Genomic DNA, 16,243 nt, shown 5'->3' with positions numbered 1-16,243 from the left:
CGGGATGGACGTACCGCTGGTGTACCAGTTGTCTCGCCAGAGGCATCGCTGGGTAGCCAAGTACGGCAGGGATAAGCGCTGAAAGCATCTAAGCGTGAAGCCCCCCTCAAGATGAGATTTCCCAATTTAGTAAGACCCCTTGTAGACGACGAGGTAGATAGGTTCGGGGTGGAAGTGCAGCAATGCATGGAGCTGACGAATACTAATCGGTCGAGGGCTTAACCAAAGTAAAGTTACAACCATCTAATGGATGATGCAGCAGCATTCGCTTCTAGTTTTCAGGGAATAACCCTGAATAGACGTTCGAGAGGATCGAACGGAGTTTGGTGACGATGGCGGAGGGGCACCACGCGTACCCATCCCGAACACGACCGTTAAGCCCTCCAGCGCCGATGGTACTTGGACCGCAGGGTCCTGGGAGAGTAGGACGTTGCCAAGCGGATATATCAAAGAAGACGTCATCTCTCCGATCGGAGAGTATGCGGAATCTTTGATCGATGAAATGTCAAGAAGCTAGCTCGACCCAAGCAGTGGTTTCCGATGCCGACCTCGAAGTGATTCGAGAAGTGGCTCAACCGGTGCGGAAGGACGTGGCCAAGCGAATATTCCCTGATAGCTCAGTCGGTAGAGCACTCGGCTGTTAACCGAGTTGTCACAGGTTCGAGTCCTGTTCGGGGAGCCATGCTTCCATAGCTCAGTAGGTAGAGTGCATCCATGGTAAGGATGAGGTCACCGGTTCGAGCCCGGTTGGAAGCTCCAGTCCGGCCCGTTGGTCAAGCGGTTAAGACACCGCCCTTTCACGGCGGTAACACGGGTTCGAATCCCGTACGGGTCATATTGAGGACGCTTAGCTCAGCTGGGAGAGCATCTGCCTTACAAGCAGAGGGTCGGCGGTTCGATCCCGTCAGCGTCCACCATCGTATAATATTGCAGTAAATGGACATACTATATGCCGTTGTAGCTCAATTGGTAGAGCAACTGACTTGTAATCAGTAGGTTGGGGGTTCAAGTCCTCTCGACGGCACCATGCTCATACTGTTGGGGATTAGCCAAGCGGTAAGGCAACGGACTTTGACTCCGTCATGCCCAGGTTCGAATCCTGGATCCCCAGCCACTTCATTCTTTAAAGTGAAGTTAAGCTTAATGGTCATTTGATTATTTTATCGAAGGCCATGTATGAGCCATTAGCTCAGTCGGTAGAGCACCTGACTTTTAATCAGGGTGTCGGAGGTTCGAGTCCTCCATGGCTCACCATTTTTATGCGCGTGTGGCGGAATTGGCAGACGCACTAGACTTAGGATCTAGCGGGAAACCGTGGGGGTTCAAGTCCCTCCACGCGCATACAAAAAACACTTGCTTTTAAAGAAAGAATTTGTTATACTATAAGTCGTGCTGTTGAAAGATTGACAGGCGGACGTGGCTCAGTGGTAGAGCATCGCCTTGCCAAGGCGAGGGTCGCGGGTTCGAATCCCGTCGTCCGCTCCATATATGTGCCCTTAGCTCAGCTGGATAGAGCGTTTGACTACGAATCAAAAGGTCGGGAGTTCGAATCTCTCAGGGCACGCCATTTTCTTAACAGCTTAGAACATTATTATCGGGACGTAGCTCAGCTTGGTAGAGCACCTGGTTTGGGACCAGGGGGTCGCATGTTCAAATCGTGTCGTCCCGACCATTTAAAATTCTTGAGAGAGTAGAGCAAAAAGCTTATTGTATATGCGGGTGTAGTTCAATGGTAGAACTCCAGCCTTCCAAGCTGGTAGCGTGGGTTCGATTCCCATCACCCGCTCCATAATGAATGTAGAGAAGCCTTGATACATGAGGCTTTTTTTGTTTTTGTAGAAAGTGCTGAGAAATGAATACGAAATAATCCAAGGCTTACGGCATTATGATCTGCCAGCACATGGATGCCTGGTACGTAAGCCAAAAAGATGAGTGGGACAAGCTGAAACCGGACCCCTTCCTTTTCAATCGTCTCGATTCGGTTGTTTGGGCGGAACCGGATCATAGCCGGTCCGCCGTCCCGTCCATTATTATCCTTTTCTTCCTGATTTTAATGATGGATTTGCAAAAAGTTACCCGAACGGAAGCTTGATCCTCGCCCCGGTTGCAAGCGATTCGTCGATGGCAAAACAAACCTCCATCGACTTGAAAGCGTCGAAAAAGTCGCAGCGCGTCCGCTTATTGTGCCCAACGGACTCCACAAATTCCTGGATTTCGAGGGCGAACGGGTGATGCGACACGTCTCCGCTGTCCGGCATAATGGTCGGTATAGTGGCATATTCCGTCTGGCCGGGAAGCTTGTGGGTGAACAATTGGTTGTTCATGATCGAGCCCTTCTCCCCAAGCAAATGAATGTTGAATTTATATGTCGTTTTGCATTCCAGCGCTGAAGATACTTTGCCGATGCCGCCGTTTTTCAGCTTGAATACGGCGATGACGTTCGGGTCAAATTCGTAGCCGGAATCCGCCAATGCTTTACAGCCGTAAGCGGAAACCTCTTCTATATCGCCGGCGAAATATCGGATGGCGTCCACCGCGTGACAGCCGGCCGATAGCATGCTGCTGCCGCCCAACGCTTTTTTGCTGCTCCACCTGTATTGCGCATAGTGCGGGCCGATATTGTGCCAATAATCGATTTGGGCCATGAACACTCTGCCCAGCGCATCGTCATCGATTAGCGATTTGGCATTATCGAACATCGGATTCCAGCGCAGGACGAAGCTTACGACCGTTCGCACCGGATGCTTGGCGATTTCTTCGGCCATTCGCCATAAGCTTTCCTTGTCCATCGCCATCGGCTTCTCGATGACGAGATGCTTGCCGTGCCGCGCCGCCAAAATCGTTTGCTGCTCCCTTACGTCCGGCGTGGAGCATAGCACGACCGCATCAACATGCGGGTCGGCGATCATATCCTCGTAGCGCTCGAATACACGCGCCTCCAAGCCCAACTCGGCCAATCGCAAACGGGCATGCTCGGGCTGCCTGGATACGACGCCATACAGCCGCGCGTCCGGTTGAGCCGCGATGGCCTTCATATATTCCCCTGCAACCCAGCCGCTTCCCGCTACAGCAAATGAAATAGTCATCGTTGTCTCTCCCCTTTACACCGTTTTTGCAATTTCATAGGCATGTTTTTGAATACGGAGTACCGTCTCGACAAGCATTTCCAAATTTTCCTTCGTTCCGAGCAGCACGTTTTGGGCGAAGCCCATCGTGACAGGGCAAAGCTGCTCCACAACGGGACAATGCGTCGACCGGTAATCGATCGTTTTTCCTTCTATAAAGCCGTTTACCCCGAAGTTTTTCTCTTGAAATAACGGGTTTTTATACAACGGGATCGGATATCCGCCGAAATAGGGCACCCCTTCCGCAGCGAGCGCTTTAACCAAAGTATCGCGGTCCAAACCGAATTGTTCCCGATCCACCCGGAACATGTACAAATGATAGCCGTGGTTCGTTACGCGCGGGTCATCGGGAAGCATTTCAAGGCCCTTGATCGAGGCCATTAATTGCTTGAGATATTTGGCATTTTCCTGCCTTTTCCTGTTTTGTTCTTCCGCTCTGTCCATTTGACCGATCAAGATCGCCGCCTGAATCTCGGTTAGCCTGTAGTTCCAACAGGCATAATGGTGCTCGTAAAAGGGACGCCCTTTCTTTCTGCCGATATGCTGCAAGGAGTAACTCATTTCGGCAATATCCGGATTGTCGGTGATGATGATCCCGCCTTCGCCGGAAGTCATGTTTTTGGAATTTTGAAAGCTGAACGTGCCTACATCGCCGATCGCTCCGACACGTCTCCGTTGCCATTCCGCCATGTGAGCCTGCGCGCTGTCCTCGACAATCACGAGATTATATTTTTTCGCCAGCTCCCCGATAGCGTCCATATTCGCCGGCCGACCCGCCATGTGCACCACAACGATCGCGCGCGTATTCGCGGTAATGTACCGTTCGGCGCTTGCCGGATCGAGGCAATAAGTGTCGCGTTCGATATCGGCGAATACCGGCAGCCCGCCGATTTGAAGGACTGCGGTTGCGGAGGCGACGAAGGAATAGGCGGGGACGATCACTTCATCCCCCGGTTGCACACCAGCCGCACGAAGGGCAATTTCTATGGCAGCGGTTCCGTTGGCGCAAGCTACCGCGTATTTGGCTTGATGCATACGGGCAAACCCTTGCTCGAAGCGCACCGTCATCGATTCTTCGGAATCCGGCGCAAACAAAGCGCGGCACCAATTGCCCGATTTTAGAACGTCGGTCACTCTCCGGATATCTTCCTCGCTGACAAAAGGCCAACGGGGCCAAGTATTTGATGGAAAAGGATTCCCGCCCAAAATGGCCGGTTTGGATTTTTTGAACGCATTCATGCTCGGTTCCCTCCAAGTAGTCATATTTTTATTTATATCACCGTTAATTTCGGTTACTCTTTAACCGCTCCTAATGTGATCCCTTTGGCAAAATATTTTTGAAACATAAAAAATATGAGAATGACGGGAATCGCCGCTATAGCCGCTCCTGCCATCATGATCCCGTAATTGGTTACAAATTGCACCTGCAATGATGCAATGCCGACCGGCAACGTGCGCATGTCCGTGGAGCTTGTAAGGATCAGCGGCCACAAGAAACCGTTCCAGTTGCCGACAAAGGAAGTGATGGCAACCACGGCGATGACGGGTTTGGAAAGGGGGAGCACGATTCTCGTAAAGATCTTGAATTCATTACAGCCCTCGACTTTGGCCGCCTCCATCAATTCAATCGGCAAAGTGCTCATATATTGACGCATCAGGAACATACCGATGGCCGACCCCATGAACGGAACGATCAATCCTGCATACGTGTTGTACCAATTCAGGTCCTTCAGCATAATAAATAGCGGAACAATGCGAATTTGGTCAGGGATCATCATGCATCCCAGAATCATAAAAAAGAATATGCGATATCCTGTCGGTTTTATGAGTGAATAAGTATAGCCCGCCATCGAATCGCTGATCAGGGCACCGGAAGTAACGGCAACGGTGACGATAACGCTATTCAAAAACCACCGTGCAACAGGCGCGGTATCGAAAATTTCCTTGAAATTCTGTAAGGTAACCTTCAAGGGAATCAATTGCGGAGGCACATCCAGCACCATGGAACCGGGTTTCAAAGAAGTAAGGAACATCCAATAAATAGGGAACAATATAGCAAGCGCCCATGCCGTAAGAAGTGCATAAACCGCAATTTTCGCCATTGCCGCCAGCGCTATGCCAGGGCTCCGCTGCAATCGATTAGAGGTATTCATCATTTTTTATCCTCCCGGAATACGTAAAATTGGATGAGCGAAAGAATAAAAATCGTGACGAAAAGCACGGTTGCAGCAGCCGATGCCTTGCCGAATTCAAAGAAATCAAATGCGCTTGAATAAATCAAATAGGCAATGGTTGTTGTCGAATAATAGGGACCGCCGCCCGTCAAGACATATACGCTTTCGAAAACCTGGTAAGAGCCGATCATCCCGACAACGAACAAATACAGCAGGGTAGGTCTCAAAAGAGGGAGGGTAATGTGCCGGAACTGATGCCACGCGCTGCTTCCGTCGATGCGCGCCGCTTCGTACAAGCTTGCCGGTATGGCTCCCATATTGGCAGTAATAATGATAACGGCCGCCCCTTGTCCCCCCATAATTGCTATAAGCACCAAGGAATAAAGAGCCGTATCCGGATGAGACAGCCATGGATAAGGGCCCAATCCGATAAAAGACAGGGCGTAATTGAGCAATCCCGTCTCAGGGTCCATGATCCACTTCCACACAAGAGCGACCACTACGCCGGAAATGACGCCAGGCAAATAATAGGCCGCTTTGAAGAAGGCCTGCAGTTTGGGGGATAACGGAAATATGAGCCATGATAACATCAGGGCAACACCAACGCCTCCGGGAACGACCAGCACGGTGTAGATGGACGTATTCTTTAAAGCGATCCAGAATATATCGTCCTTGAACACATCGGCAAAATTTTGCAATCCCACCCACGTGGAACCGGATACGTTATAGTTGAGAAAACTGAAGGAAAGTCCTCTTAATATCGGGATGATCACAAAAATAAGGAATATGACCATCTCCGGCAATACAAAGAAGTATCCCCATAAGTTCTTTTTTAACTTTCGATCTATACCGTTTTTCTTGTTCGTTATATTCAAATTGTTTGTCCGACTCATCTCGATTCCCCTCTTGTTCTTGGGATGTGAAAGGGCATACGGTTTCCTGCAAACTCTCTCACAAAAATATACGAACTACTTGCCGCCGTCCAAGACTTCATTCGCTTTCGTCGCTAAGTCGTCCAGCGCCTGCTTCGACGTTTTCTTACCGGCGAATGCCGCATCAAGCTCCGGATTGATCAGACTGATCAAAATTTTGCTAGTGGATTCGCCGCGCCCCAGATCTTTGCCGTCTTGCATCATATAACGAGCCACTTTCGCGTTTTCGTCCCCGCCGAATACATCCCCGGAAGAAATTCTTGTCGGGAACGAGCCGATCTTCTCGGCCGCTTTCACATTTTCTGTATTGGTCAAATATTTGGCAAATTCCATCGCCATTTTCGTATGATTCTCATTCTTACCTTTTTGTTTAAATACAGGAATGCCTCCGATGCCCGAATACGTTTTCGCCTTGGCAACGTCCGGCCCCGTCGGAAATTGCAAAGCTACCACTTCAGGTATCTTTTTATCCGCAGGTATGGATTTTTCCAACAACTCTTCCACTTTTTCCTCCGTATATGCCACATCCGGGAAAAATGCCATATCGCCGGCCCAGAAATTCAAAGGCTTGGCACCACCGGCAATAAATTTAAACGCCCCCGATTTCTTCATATCGAGCAAGAAATCCAAAGATTGTACGCCTTGAGGTGAATTCAACGTAAATTTGCTCTCATCGCTATTGTACAAATCGGCGCCAAAATTCCAGAACCACAGCAGGTGTTGCCAATCCGCCTGGTTTGTGCTGATTTGAGTCGCGTAATACGTCTTGCTGTCTTTTTTGTACGGGAAGTTGGCCGCAATCTCTTTAAACTGGTCGACTGTCCATGCACGGTCCCCTTGAAGTGGCAGCTTGTCGGCAAGCCCCATCTCCTCCAACATGGTCTTGTTTGCATAAAATACACGCGGAGCGATCAGGATGGGAAAAGCGTACAATTTTCCGTTATAGGTTGCATAATCGGTCGTACTCTTATAGAAATCCGCTGCGTCTGTTTTATCAATATAGGAATCGATCGGTACGAGCATATCCTGCTTTAAATATTTAGGCAGCCAGGCCAAATCAATGTAGCTCAAATCCGGCGCGCTTCCTGCGGCTATGGCCGCATCCAGCTTTTGAATCCCGTTATTCCAATCCAGCATCTCAATATCGATTTTGGTAACATTCGGATGCATGTTCATAAATTCTTTGGCTTTTTCCTTTACCCATCCGTCCTGTTTCTCGTCGCTTCCTTTCCATAACGGAAACCACCAAACGCTTAAAGTCGTCTGTTCGTCCGCGGATGGGGCATCCGAAGTATTCCCTTCTTTTCCGCCGTTCGCACCTTGCGCATCTTCGGGTGTTTTGCCGCTATTATTGCCGCCGCAAGCCGATGCTGCCAAGAAGACAAATGCCAGCAAGATAACGTGCCAAACTTTGTAATTCCTTCTTTTTCCCATCTCGTAACCCCTTTCATTTTTCCATTTTTGTAACCCCTTTCATTTCGCTTACTTGCAATACAACCGCATCTTTAATATAGCGATTAATTTGCCTCCCAGCATTGTTCCGCCTTACTTTCTTTTTTGTCAAAAACAACTTTTCATGTCCGTCTAATTTTGTTATCTTTATAGTAAAATAAACCAATCAGGGTGGTTGTCGTGAGCAATTTGTCCGAACTGCTTGATGCATCGCCAGTTGTCCCGTTTATCCGCGAAAGTGATTATGCGATCCGCAAACCCTGGTGCGCGCCGATTCGCCGCCTTCTCGATTATTTGCTCATTTATGTTCAAGAGGGAGAAATGCTGGTAGAGGCTGACGGGGTACAATATCAGTTTGTCAGCGGGGAATTTTGCCTGCTGCAGCCGAACACCGTCCAGTCCTTGATCGGGACTTCCAATACGATTACGCCGTTTGCACATTTTGACATTTTCTACAATCCCGAACGGCATGACAGCTTTCCGACGCTCGCCGGACAAATCGACCTGACCGCTTACGCCCACCTGATGCAGCCCAGGCTAGACGACGTGCTCGGCATTGGGGTGCCCGTCAAGTTGGAGCCGAAACGGCCGTTGCAGTTCCGCGATACGATGCTGGACATGGTCGAATGCTGGGGGCACAAAGACCCGATCCGGCAGTTGAAGGCGCAGCATCTCGCCACCGCGCTCGTGCTGTCGATTCTCGAAGATTTTGCCCCCTCTTCGGCGAAAACGGGGCCTTCGACCCCTTCGTTTAACTGGATCACCTCGTTTTTCCATTTCAATCTTTCCGAACCTTTGAGTATAGCCGATATGGCGCTACGGGCAAACTTGTCCCCTTCCCGTTTCTGTACCTTGTTCAAGCTGCAATTCGGTACGACTCCGCATCGTTACCTGATGGAGCTGCGCGTGAACCACGCCTGCGCCTTGCTTCAGAACTCCACCCTCTCGCTTGAGGAAATTGCCTCGTACTGCGGGTTTGCCGACATTCATCATTTTTCCAAAACGTTCAAAAAAAAGACCGGGCTGCCGCCCGGCGCTTATCGTAAAACAAAACAGACATAACCTACTTGTCGCGAGCTTGTTCCCTGTACTGCGAAGGCGATGTTCCGGTCATGTTCCGAAACGCCAGCGAAAAATGCTGGACGTTGTTGAAGCCGCAATACTCGGCGATTTGCGCGATCCCCAGCCCGGGCTCCGTTTTTATCATCTGGATCGCTCTCTCTATACGGAGCTGCAATAAATAGCGGTAAGGCGCGATGCCGTACTTCTCTTTGAAAACGGCGGTAAAGCGCGAAGGAGACAAGGGGATGAGATCGGCCATCTGCTTCACCGTAATCGATTCGTTCAAGTGCAGCGATAAAAAGGACAATACTCTTTCCAGCATCACAGAGGGCGTTTCATTATTATCAATGGACTCGCCGAACATCTGGACAAGATCGAGAAACAGCCCGATTCCGAGCTGCTGTACCTCGATGTTGCCGAGCGCGGTACCTTCTTTCCATTTGCCGATCAGACGCATCAGTTTGTTTTGGAACAGCGAGGGCTGTGCCGGGCGAAAAACAGTAGGCACAGCGATACCGGGAAAATCGTTCAATCGTGGCTGTAGCAGGTGGGCATAGCTTTCCAGGTTGATCATGCCCGCGCTTGTCGGAAACGACTGCTCGCGCATCGGGTTGTAGAAAAAATCGAGATGGGCAAAAGGTGTCCGGGTTGCCGTCAATCCTTCCAGCAGCAGCAAATCGCCCGGCTGGACGAGACAGAAGTCGCCCGGACGAAGATCGTAAATATGGTGATTGACGGTAAACCGACAATGTCCATGCTCGATATAGACGATCAGGTAATCCAGCAATTTTCGTTCCCCGTACGACCACGGCAGCCGGGATGCGTAATCGGCCTGACGAACGAACGGCGTTACGACCGTTTCGGCGAGAGAGACGGGTTTTTTCATGCTGGTCACACTCCTTCGTACAGTCGGATTATATATATTTTTAAATGATACTATACAGCTTTTGCTTGGTACAGTCCAATTGAACACATAAAAACAACAGTCGAAATTTATAAGTAAATAGTCGGATTTTACGATGCAATCGCTCCCGGCCGGGATTAAGATAAGGGTACAAACCATTACCGGGAGGGTTTGCTTATGAATTTGAGAGATCAGGTTTGCGTTGTCACCGGGGCCGCGCGGGGGATTGGCCTGTCCATCGCCCGGCATCTCATCGACACGGGGGCAAAGGTTGCGCTGTGCGATGTCGATGAAGCGCCGCTGAAAGAGGCTTGCGCGGCTTTGCCGGCAGGACGGCACCTCGCGATTACCCTCGACGTGGTCAGCGAATCGGCTATCGCGGGCGCGGTTGATACGGTCGCGGCGTTATGGGGCGGCATATCGGTCTGGATCAATAACGCCGGCGTCGCCAGGCATCAATCTGTGCTCGACATCAGCGAGCGGGAAATCGATTTGATGCTGAGCGTCAATGCGAAAGGAACGATTCTCGGCAGCAAGCAAGCGCTGCTGCATATGAAAAACGGCCGCCGCGGCCATATCGTCAATATTATTTCAACCGCCGGGATGAACGGCGTGCCGGGGCAGTCGGTGTACTGCGCCAGCAAGTTCGCGGTCCGCGGCTTTACCGCCGCTCTTCAGGAAGAGGCCGCCGCTTGCGGCGTACGCGTCAGCGCGGTATATCCCGGAGGCGTCGATACGGCGTTTTGGGACAAAGCGCGCGACAGCAAGCCGCCGGTAGAGCTGTTTTTGACGGCGGATCACATCGCCAGAGCGGTCATCTCCGTGCTGCAAACGGATGATTTCTGCGTCGTCAGGGAAATCGTGCTTCGCTCCATCCGCGATGTGGATACGATCGTGCCGGAGCCCGAGGATGGGCGTTGAGATGGCCGGGTTCGTTTGGTCGTCGCATCTGCTGGAGTCATCGTCTTTAAATTCTCGCAGAGTGTACCGGCTCATCGTGCCGGAGCGCTTCGCCCCGGTTTGATTGCGGTATATCAGACCCGTATATCGAGCAAAACCGTCTGTTGCATCGGCGGTTTGAAGCGCAAGGCATTCTCCATCACTATGCGGAAAAGCAAGGAAAACACGACTGGGCTTACTGGATCGCCAACATCGCCGAGCATTTGCGCTTTCACTATTCACTATGACAATGCAGCGGGAAGTTCATTAAGAGGAGGATACGATCATGCAAGAAAATAAACGCATTCCGAACTTGGCCGGTCTTTGTTCAGTGGACGAGGCTGCCGTACAAGGCCTTTCGGTCGACGAAAACGTCACGATGCTGAAACGCATCCATTATGTCAAAAAAAGATTGTACCATACGATGATCTGGCACATGAACCGCACCCCGGAATGGGAAGTCAAAGGGGCGATGAGCCTGCATATTTGGCTGGACGCTGAACACATCGCCGCTTTGCGCAAGAGGGTGTCGGAAATGCGCAAGCCTCCGCTGCATCTGGATCAAGCTCCCGATGACAAGCTGGAGCGGCTCATGGACGAAGCGCTGAATGCGGACACTACCGTAGAACTGTTGACGGGATTGGCGCTCATTCGCGCCGCGTTGTCCGAAGCGTACGCCGCGCATAAACGGTTGACTAACCCGCTGGTCGACCAGCCGACCTGCCGGACGCTCAAATTGATGGCAATCGAAGAGGCGGAAATGGCACAATGGTTGCAAGAGGCTCTTGCAACGCACGTTCAGACGAAGGAGCGGCAGGAAGAGCAAAAGGCGTGGACGGAACATATATCGGCCTATTTGTGTCATGCCTGCGGCATTCTGGGCAACGAGTCCGCCGCTTCGAAGAATGCCGAGCTTCCCCCACCTCGGGCGGCTGCACCGCTCAAACTCGAATTGACGCCCAGACGGGACGAACGCTTCACCGATCTGTACAATAGCGTGCTGACCGCGGATGAGCTTTATCTCGATCGCGAGCGCGACCCTAAGGAAAGGGTATGGGCGCTGTTCTACAAACGGCTGCGCGAGATCGACGTACCGGAAATGCAGTGCTCGATCGTGGCGCAGACGCAAGATAAGCCGTGGGAGTACTACAAGGATATGGGCAGGCAAATTTGGGACGAAGCGCGCCATTCGATGATGGGCGAAGTGGCCTTCATGAAGAACGGGGTCGACTGGACCGAACTGCCGATCCGCGTCAACTTCTCGCTGGAGTTGAATACGCTGCTTACGCCGGAAGAACGACACGCCATCCTGTACGACATCGAATTCGGCTTGATGCCCGGAGACAAAGGGAAGAAGTACGAATGGGAAATCGCGAAGCAGAGCGGCTACGGTCTGGCGGCAACGTTCCACGATTATGACTGGGCGGATGAAGTGCTGCATGCGCATATTGGGAAAAAGTGGATCGTCTCCCAGCTCGGCGGCGTGCAGGAAACGCTTGAACTGGCCAAACAGGCTTATCGGAAATTGGCCGACAACCGGCCGGCTTACGTAAGCGAAGACCCGGATTGGTGGCGGCATTTTTACGATCAGGTCAAAGACAAGGAGTTTATACAATGAACACGACGTTGCTTCTCGGCACGGCCAAAATGGACATCACGCCGGCAAGTCCGATTCCCCTGGCGGGATTCGCCAGCCGAAAAAACAAAGGCGCCTTCCAGGGTATCTCCCATCCGCTATATGCCAAAGTGTTACTTTTTCAATCCCGCGATGACGACGGCCGAGCTTTCTCGGCCTTGCTCGTGTCCGCCGACTTGCTGTGGTGGGGCTCGGATGTGACGGCTGCGCTGAAGCTTAAGCTAAGCGAGCGCTTCGGTTTGCCCGGCGACGCCATTATTTTGCACGGCACCCATACCCATTCCGGACCACAAACAAGCGAACGCTTCGCACCCTTGCTCGGCGTCATGGATAAAGGCTATATCGAGTTTCTTGAACAGAAGCTGATGGACGGAGTCAGTCAGGCGCTGACCCGGCTGGAGCCGGTCGTCATCGAACGCGGTCAGGCGGAGCACCGCCTGAATATAAACCGCCGAAAACGGAAGGGCGACAAAATCGTCATCGCTCCGAACGAATCGGGGCCGAACGACCCAGAGCTGACCGTCATCCGTTTCTGCAATGCGGATGATGAAGTAAAGGCGCTGTGGGTGCATTATGCCTGCCATCCGACCATTACGTCCGACAACCTCATCTCCCCGGAATTTCCCGGCGTGGCGATGGAGCAGTTGGAGCAGGCGTCTGGCGGACAAACCGTTGCCGTCTACTTGCAAGGGTGCTGCGGGGACGTGGGACCGAACTTGATCAGGGACGGAAATTTTTATTTCGGGTCGGATCGGGACGTGTGCTCGTTTGCCGCCAAATTGGCCGAAGCGGTACTGTCTGTCACGGAGCAGCCGATGAAGCCGCTCAGCCCGCTCCCCTTGCAGGTACGCAGCGAGACGCTGCCGCTTCCGCTCAGCAAACTGCCGAGCCGCTCCGAGCTAAACAAGCTGAAAAGCAGAGAAGAAATAATCGGCCAATGGAGCCGGATGCTGCTCGACAATCCCGAACGGCTCGCCCCCGAGTTGCCGCTTGAGCTAACGTACGTCCAACTGGCCAAAGGGCTATCTCTGCTGGCGATGAACGCGGAAATCGTGGTGGAGTACGGATTGTTCGTCAAGAAGACGTCCTCTTCCGGCACGCTCCCGATCGCTTACAGTAACGGCATGATCGGCTACGTTCCGACCGCGCAGCAAATCGACGAAGGAGGCTACGAAGCGGACGAATCGACGAAGTATTTCGGCATGGCCGCTCCGTTCGACCCTTCCGTGGAACCATGCATGCTTGACGGGATCGTCCGCTTCATGAACGGCAGCGAAGCTGCGAACGTCAACCGCACAGCCCCTTGAACACCAGCTCCTCGAATTTGTTCAGCCCCTGCGCGCTGTTGATCGACCAGAGGCAGTCGCCCAGCTCACACTTGATGGAAAGAGAAGACAATTCTACTTGAAAGGGCAGCCTGATTTGCATACGAAGGTAAGTTGTGCAAAAAAGCCGGTACAAGATGTTACTCTTGACCGGCTTTCATTCTTTTGTGGTTGTTTGTCGCTTTTGAGCAAACCGTGTTTACCAATGCCTCGATTTGCTCCCCTCTAGATAGGCGTAATTTTCTTCCCCACGTTAACGCCCAGGCGCTGTTTATCCATGTCCTGAATTCGCGGCGGGAGTTGACTGCTGCTTCCGGGTCACCTCATATGCAGGCTGATTCATATGAATCATAAGTCTCTACACTTGTTCACAAAAATGTCACAATTTAACTTCACTTTTTTTAAGCGAAAAAAAGTTATACATAGTAGAGAGGAGGGGAACAGGTTGGAAGAGGCCACATGGATCAGGCGAATCCAGCAAGGGGAAACGCACTACCTGACGTTGCTGATTGAGCGGCATTACGCCAGTATCCAGAAATATTGCTACTGGAGGGTTCGGGATCAGGAGGAGGCAAAGGATCTGACCCAAGAAACCTTCTATCGCTTTTGCCGTCATATCGAGCGCTATACCGATGCCGGGAAATGCCGCGCTTACTTATATACCATTGCCCGTCATTTGTGCAGCGACCATATGGGGAAATGGCGGGCCTTGCCCTGGGAGGAGGCGGGAGGAGCGGCCGAGCAGAGGCCATCCATGGAGGAGCGGGTGGATAACGAGCACCTGGTGCATCAGTTGCTCCAGACCTTGCCAGAAGAGCAGCGGGAACTGATATTCATGCGATTTTGTCTGGATCTGACCTTCCGGGACATTGCCCGAATTACGGGAGTGAATATTTGCATGGTGCAATACCGGGTGAAACGTGGTTTAAACGCATTAAAGCAGCACTGGGAAAGGAGGGAAGCCCATGAACAAGCCACCGAAAGCCCCTGTCCCCGATATTCTGAGGGAATACCTTTCACCCCCCATTGACCGGCAGCGGATGAAGGAAACTATCGAAGGGGCGGCGTATATTTTGCGTCAGACCCAAGGGAGCCGAAGGATGTCTTTCCGCCAGTTTTATTTTGTACAGCTTCGTTTCATCAGCAAGAAGGTGTGGGGCTTGCAATTATTGATTGTTCTGGGAATAGGGATGCTCGTGCACAACGCTCTGCAGGCGGGGAGGTGGTCGGGGGACGTGCAGCTTCTCATGCTGGCTTCCATCGCCACGCCGCTGTTGGCTCTGGCGGGGGTTCAGACGCTGACTCGCTCTTTAAGCTTTAATATGCTAGAGATTGAGTTGAGTACTAAATATTCATTGGAAAAGCTAACAATGGTTCGTATGAGCCTCTTAGGGATGGCGGATATTGTATGCCTAGTACTGCTGGCTGCTTTTTTTAGCGTAGAGCTTCAGCAGGAGATCTCCTTCATGCTGCTTTACCTGCTTGTGCCGTTCAATCTGACTTGCCTCGGATGCCTGGTGCTGCTGAATCGTGTGCGAACGATGAACTGCGGGTATTACTGCATGATCTATGGGGGTTTTCTTGTGCTGGTGCAAGTGATTCTGGCATTTACCCCTTCTTTGCAGCTTTACAAAAACTCCACTGTGGGAGGTTGGCTGATACTTTTGCTCCTTACGACAGCAGGGATTGCCGTCGAGATACGCAAGCTGCGGGCGACTTGCAAAAGTATAGAGGTGGTATCTCGACCGGTTTTCTGAAGTTCTGATTAGGAAGGGAAATATGAGGAGGAAATGCTTATGCTGGAATTGAGCTTAAACCAGGTAAGTAAGCAGTTTTCCGCAAAAAAAGCGGTGGAGAACATTTCGGCTCGCTTGACCAGCGGTGTATATGGCCTTCTGGGGGCCAATGGAGCGGGGAAAACTACCCTGATGCGGATGGTTTGCGGCATTCTCAACCCCACATCGGGGACGATTGAAATGAATGGCCAGGAAATAGGTCGGATGGGAGAACGCTATCGCGATCTGTTGGGTTATTTGCCTCAGGACTTCGGCTACTACCCGGATTTCACCGCTGAAGAGTTTCTCTGGTATGTGGCAACTCTGAAGGGGCTGACCCTGTCAGCGGCGAAGGTCAAGGCTAGGGAAGTGCTGCGGACGGTGGCCTTGTCCGAGGTGGCCCGCAAGAAAATCCGCACCTTCTCCGGGGGGATGAGGCAGCGGCTAGGCATCGCCCAGGCCATTCTGAACGATCCCCGGGTGCTAGTGTTGGACGAGCCGACGGCGGGGCTGGATCCCAAGGAGCGGGTGCGCTTCCGCAATCTCATCGCCGATCTGGCCCGGGACAAGATCGTTATCCTCTCGACGCACATCGTTTCGGATGTGGAGTACATCGCTGACCAGATTTTGGTGATGAAGCAGGGAGGATTGTTGATGACCGGGACGGTGGAGCAGTTGACAGCTGCAATGGAAGGTTATGTATGGGCGTGTCATGTACCGTCCAGAGAGGCGGAGGAGTGGAGAGCCCGCTACTGTGTGAGCAATTTGCGGCACGAAGGGGATCAGGTGGAATTACGCCTCGTATCGGCGGTAAAGCCTGTGAATAACGCAGTATCGGTTACACCGACGCTGGAGGACTTGTATCTGTACCATTTTCAAGATGACAGGCTGTAGTGGCTGGTGAAGAAAAATAGGGGGC

Annotated in this window: 14 protein-coding genes, 12 tRNA genes and 2 rRNA genes; 22 read left to right on the top strand and 6 right to left on the bottom strand. The window is 52.0% G+C overall.

Annotated features, from left to right (window positions below; genetic code table 11):
- The 14 genes from KJS69_RS20630 to KJS69_RS20565 all read left to right on the top strand — a co-directional run.
- Positions 1-226: ribosomal RNA gene (locus KJS69_RS20630) — 23S ribosomal RNA — on the top strand; the annotation flags it as partial.
- Positions 227-322: 96 nt separating this feature from the next.
- A 5S ribosomal RNA gene (gene rrf, locus KJS69_RS20625) occupies positions 323-439 on the top strand.
- 167 nt (positions 440-606) lie between these two features.
- A tRNA-Asn gene (locus tag KJS69_RS20620) sits at positions 607-682 on the top strand.
- Position 683: 1 nt separating this feature from the next.
- Positions 684-759 (top strand) — tRNA-Thr (locus tag KJS69_RS20615).
- Positions 760-763: 4 nt separating this feature from the next.
- Positions 764-835 (top strand) — tRNA-Glu (locus tag KJS69_RS20610).
- 6 nt (positions 836-841) lie between these two features.
- Positions 842-917 (top strand) — tRNA-Val (locus KJS69_RS20605).
- Between the two features lie 34 nt (positions 918-951).
- Positions 952-1,027: transfer RNA gene (locus KJS69_RS20600), tRNA-Thr, on the top strand.
- 12 nt (positions 1,028-1,039) lie between these two features.
- A tRNA-Gln gene (locus KJS69_RS20595) sits at positions 1,040-1,114 on the top strand.
- Positions 1,115-1,178: 64 nt separating this feature from the next.
- A tRNA-Lys gene (locus KJS69_RS20590) sits at positions 1,179-1,254 on the top strand.
- Positions 1,255-1,261: 7 nt separating this feature from the next.
- A tRNA-Leu gene (locus KJS69_RS20585) sits at positions 1,262-1,341 on the top strand.
- Between the two features lie 69 nt (positions 1,342-1,410).
- Positions 1,411-1,485, top strand: a tRNA-Gly gene (locus KJS69_RS20580).
- A gap of 5 nt (positions 1,486-1,490) precedes the next feature.
- Positions 1,491-1,567: transfer RNA gene (locus tag KJS69_RS20575), tRNA-Arg, on the top strand.
- A gap of 28 nt (positions 1,568-1,595) precedes the next feature.
- Positions 1,596-1,672: transfer RNA gene (locus tag KJS69_RS20570), tRNA-Pro, on the top strand.
- Positions 1,673-1,715: 43 nt separating this feature from the next.
- Positions 1,716-1,789: transfer RNA gene (locus tag KJS69_RS20565), tRNA-Gly, on the top strand.
- A gap of 283 nt (positions 1,790-2,072) precedes the next feature.
- Here the strand turns inward: KJS69_RS20565 and KJS69_RS20560 are convergent.
- The 5 genes from KJS69_RS20560 to KJS69_RS20540 all read right to left on the bottom strand — a co-directional run bounded on the left by KJS69_RS20560 (position 2,073) and on the right by KJS69_RS20540 (position 7,665).
- Complete coding sequence (locus tag KJS69_RS20560) at positions 2,073-3,086, bottom strand: Gfo/Idh/MocA family protein (RefSeq protein WP_213585672.1); 1,014 nt, start codon at positions 3,084-3,086, stop codon at positions 2,073-2,075.
- A 15-nt stretch (positions 3,087-3,101) separates the two neighbouring features.
- The gene (locus tag KJS69_RS20555; protein WP_213585671.1) at positions 3,102-4,364 is read right to left on the bottom strand and encodes a DegT/DnrJ/EryC1/StrS family aminotransferase; all 1,263 of its coding nucleotides are present in this window, start codon (positions 4,362-4,364) and stop codon (positions 3,102-3,104) included.
- Positions 4,365-4,417: 53 nt separating this feature from the next.
- The gene (locus KJS69_RS20550) at positions 4,418-5,281 is read right to left on the bottom strand and encodes a carbohydrate ABC transporter permease (protein WP_213585670.1); all 864 of its coding nucleotides are present in this window, start codon (positions 5,279-5,281) and stop codon (positions 4,418-4,420) included.
- Entirely contained in the window at positions 5,278-6,192 is a 915-nt protein-coding gene (locus KJS69_RS20545) for a carbohydrate ABC transporter permease (RefSeq protein ID WP_213585669.1), read from the bottom strand. The genes KJS69_RS20550 and KJS69_RS20545 overlap by 4 nt, the downstream gene beginning before the upstream one ends.
- Before the next feature lie 75 nt (positions 6,193-6,267).
- Positions 6,268-7,665, bottom strand: a complete 1,398-nt coding sequence (locus tag KJS69_RS20540) for an extracellular solute-binding protein (protein ID WP_213585668.1) — start codon at positions 7,663-7,665, stop codon at positions 6,268-6,270.
- 198 nt (positions 7,666-7,863) lie between these two features.
- Here KJS69_RS20540 and KJS69_RS20535 point away from each other — a divergent pair, with 198 nt between their 5' ends.
- Complete coding sequence (locus KJS69_RS20535; RefSeq protein ID WP_249730632.1) at positions 7,864-8,745, top strand: helix-turn-helix domain-containing protein; 882 nt, start codon at positions 7,864-7,866, stop codon at positions 8,743-8,745.
- Position 8,746: 1 nt separating this feature from the next.
- On the opposite strand, the gene KJS69_RS20530 is transcribed toward KJS69_RS20535, so the two are convergent.
- Positions 8,747-9,631 (bottom strand): AraC family transcriptional regulator, encoded by an 885-nt coding sequence (locus KJS69_RS20530; RefSeq protein WP_213585667.1) that lies wholly within the window; start codon positions 9,629-9,631, stop codon positions 8,747-8,749.
- A gap of 195 nt (positions 9,632-9,826) precedes the next feature.
- Here KJS69_RS20530 and KJS69_RS20525 point away from each other — a divergent pair, with 195 nt between their 5' ends.
- The 7 genes from KJS69_RS20525 (at position 9,827) to KJS69_RS20500 (ending at position 16,218) form a co-directional block, all read left to right on the top strand.
- Positions 9,827-10,570: an SDR family oxidoreductase gene (locus tag KJS69_RS20525; RefSeq protein ID WP_213585666.1), complete on the top strand. Its 744-nt coding sequence runs from the start codon at positions 9,827-9,829 to the stop codon at positions 10,568-10,570.
- Between the two features lie 50 nt (positions 10,571-10,620).
- The gene (locus KJS69_RS30300) at positions 10,621-10,836 is read left to right on the top strand and encodes an alpha/beta hydrolase-fold protein (RefSeq protein ID WP_374706687.1); all 216 of its coding nucleotides are present in this window, start codon (positions 10,621-10,623) and stop codon (positions 10,834-10,836) included.
- A 131-nt stretch (positions 10,837-10,967) separates the two neighbouring features.
- Positions 10,968-12,206, top strand: coding sequence for a hypothetical protein (locus tag KJS69_RS20520; RefSeq protein WP_213585665.1), 1,239 nt, complete (start codon positions 10,968-10,970; stop codon positions 12,204-12,206).
- Positions 12,203-13,531, top strand: a complete 1,329-nt coding sequence (locus KJS69_RS20515) for a neutral/alkaline non-lysosomal ceramidase N-terminal domain-containing protein (RefSeq protein WP_213585664.1) — start codon at positions 12,203-12,205, stop codon at positions 13,529-13,531. Before KJS69_RS20520 ends, KJS69_RS20515 begins: the two co-directional genes overlap by 4 nt.
- Before the next feature lie 463 nt (positions 13,532-13,994).
- Positions 13,995-14,579 carry an RNA polymerase sigma factor gene (locus KJS69_RS20510; RefSeq protein ID WP_213585663.1) on the top strand — a complete coding sequence of 195 codons (585 nt, stop codon included), beginning with the start codon at positions 13,995-13,997 and terminating at the stop codon, positions 14,577-14,579.
- Positions 14,515-15,306 carry a hypothetical protein gene (locus KJS69_RS20505; protein ID WP_213585662.1) on the top strand — a complete coding sequence of 264 codons (792 nt, stop codon included), beginning with the start codon at positions 14,515-14,517 and terminating at the stop codon, positions 15,304-15,306. The genes KJS69_RS20510 and KJS69_RS20505 overlap by 65 nt, the downstream gene beginning before the upstream one ends.
- Positions 15,307-15,345: 39 nt before the next feature.
- Entirely contained in the window at positions 15,346-16,218 is an 873-nt protein-coding gene (locus KJS69_RS20500; RefSeq protein WP_306434422.1) for an ABC transporter ATP-binding protein, read from the top strand.
- The last annotated feature ends 25 nt before the right edge of the window (positions 16,219-16,243 follow it).

Source organism: Paenibacillus sp. J2TS4 (genome assembly GCF_018403245.1).
GTDB lineage: Bacteria > Bacillota > Bacilli > Paenibacillales > NBRC-103111 > Paenibacillus_L.
This window is presented reverse-complemented; position numbering and strand designations above follow the sequence as displayed.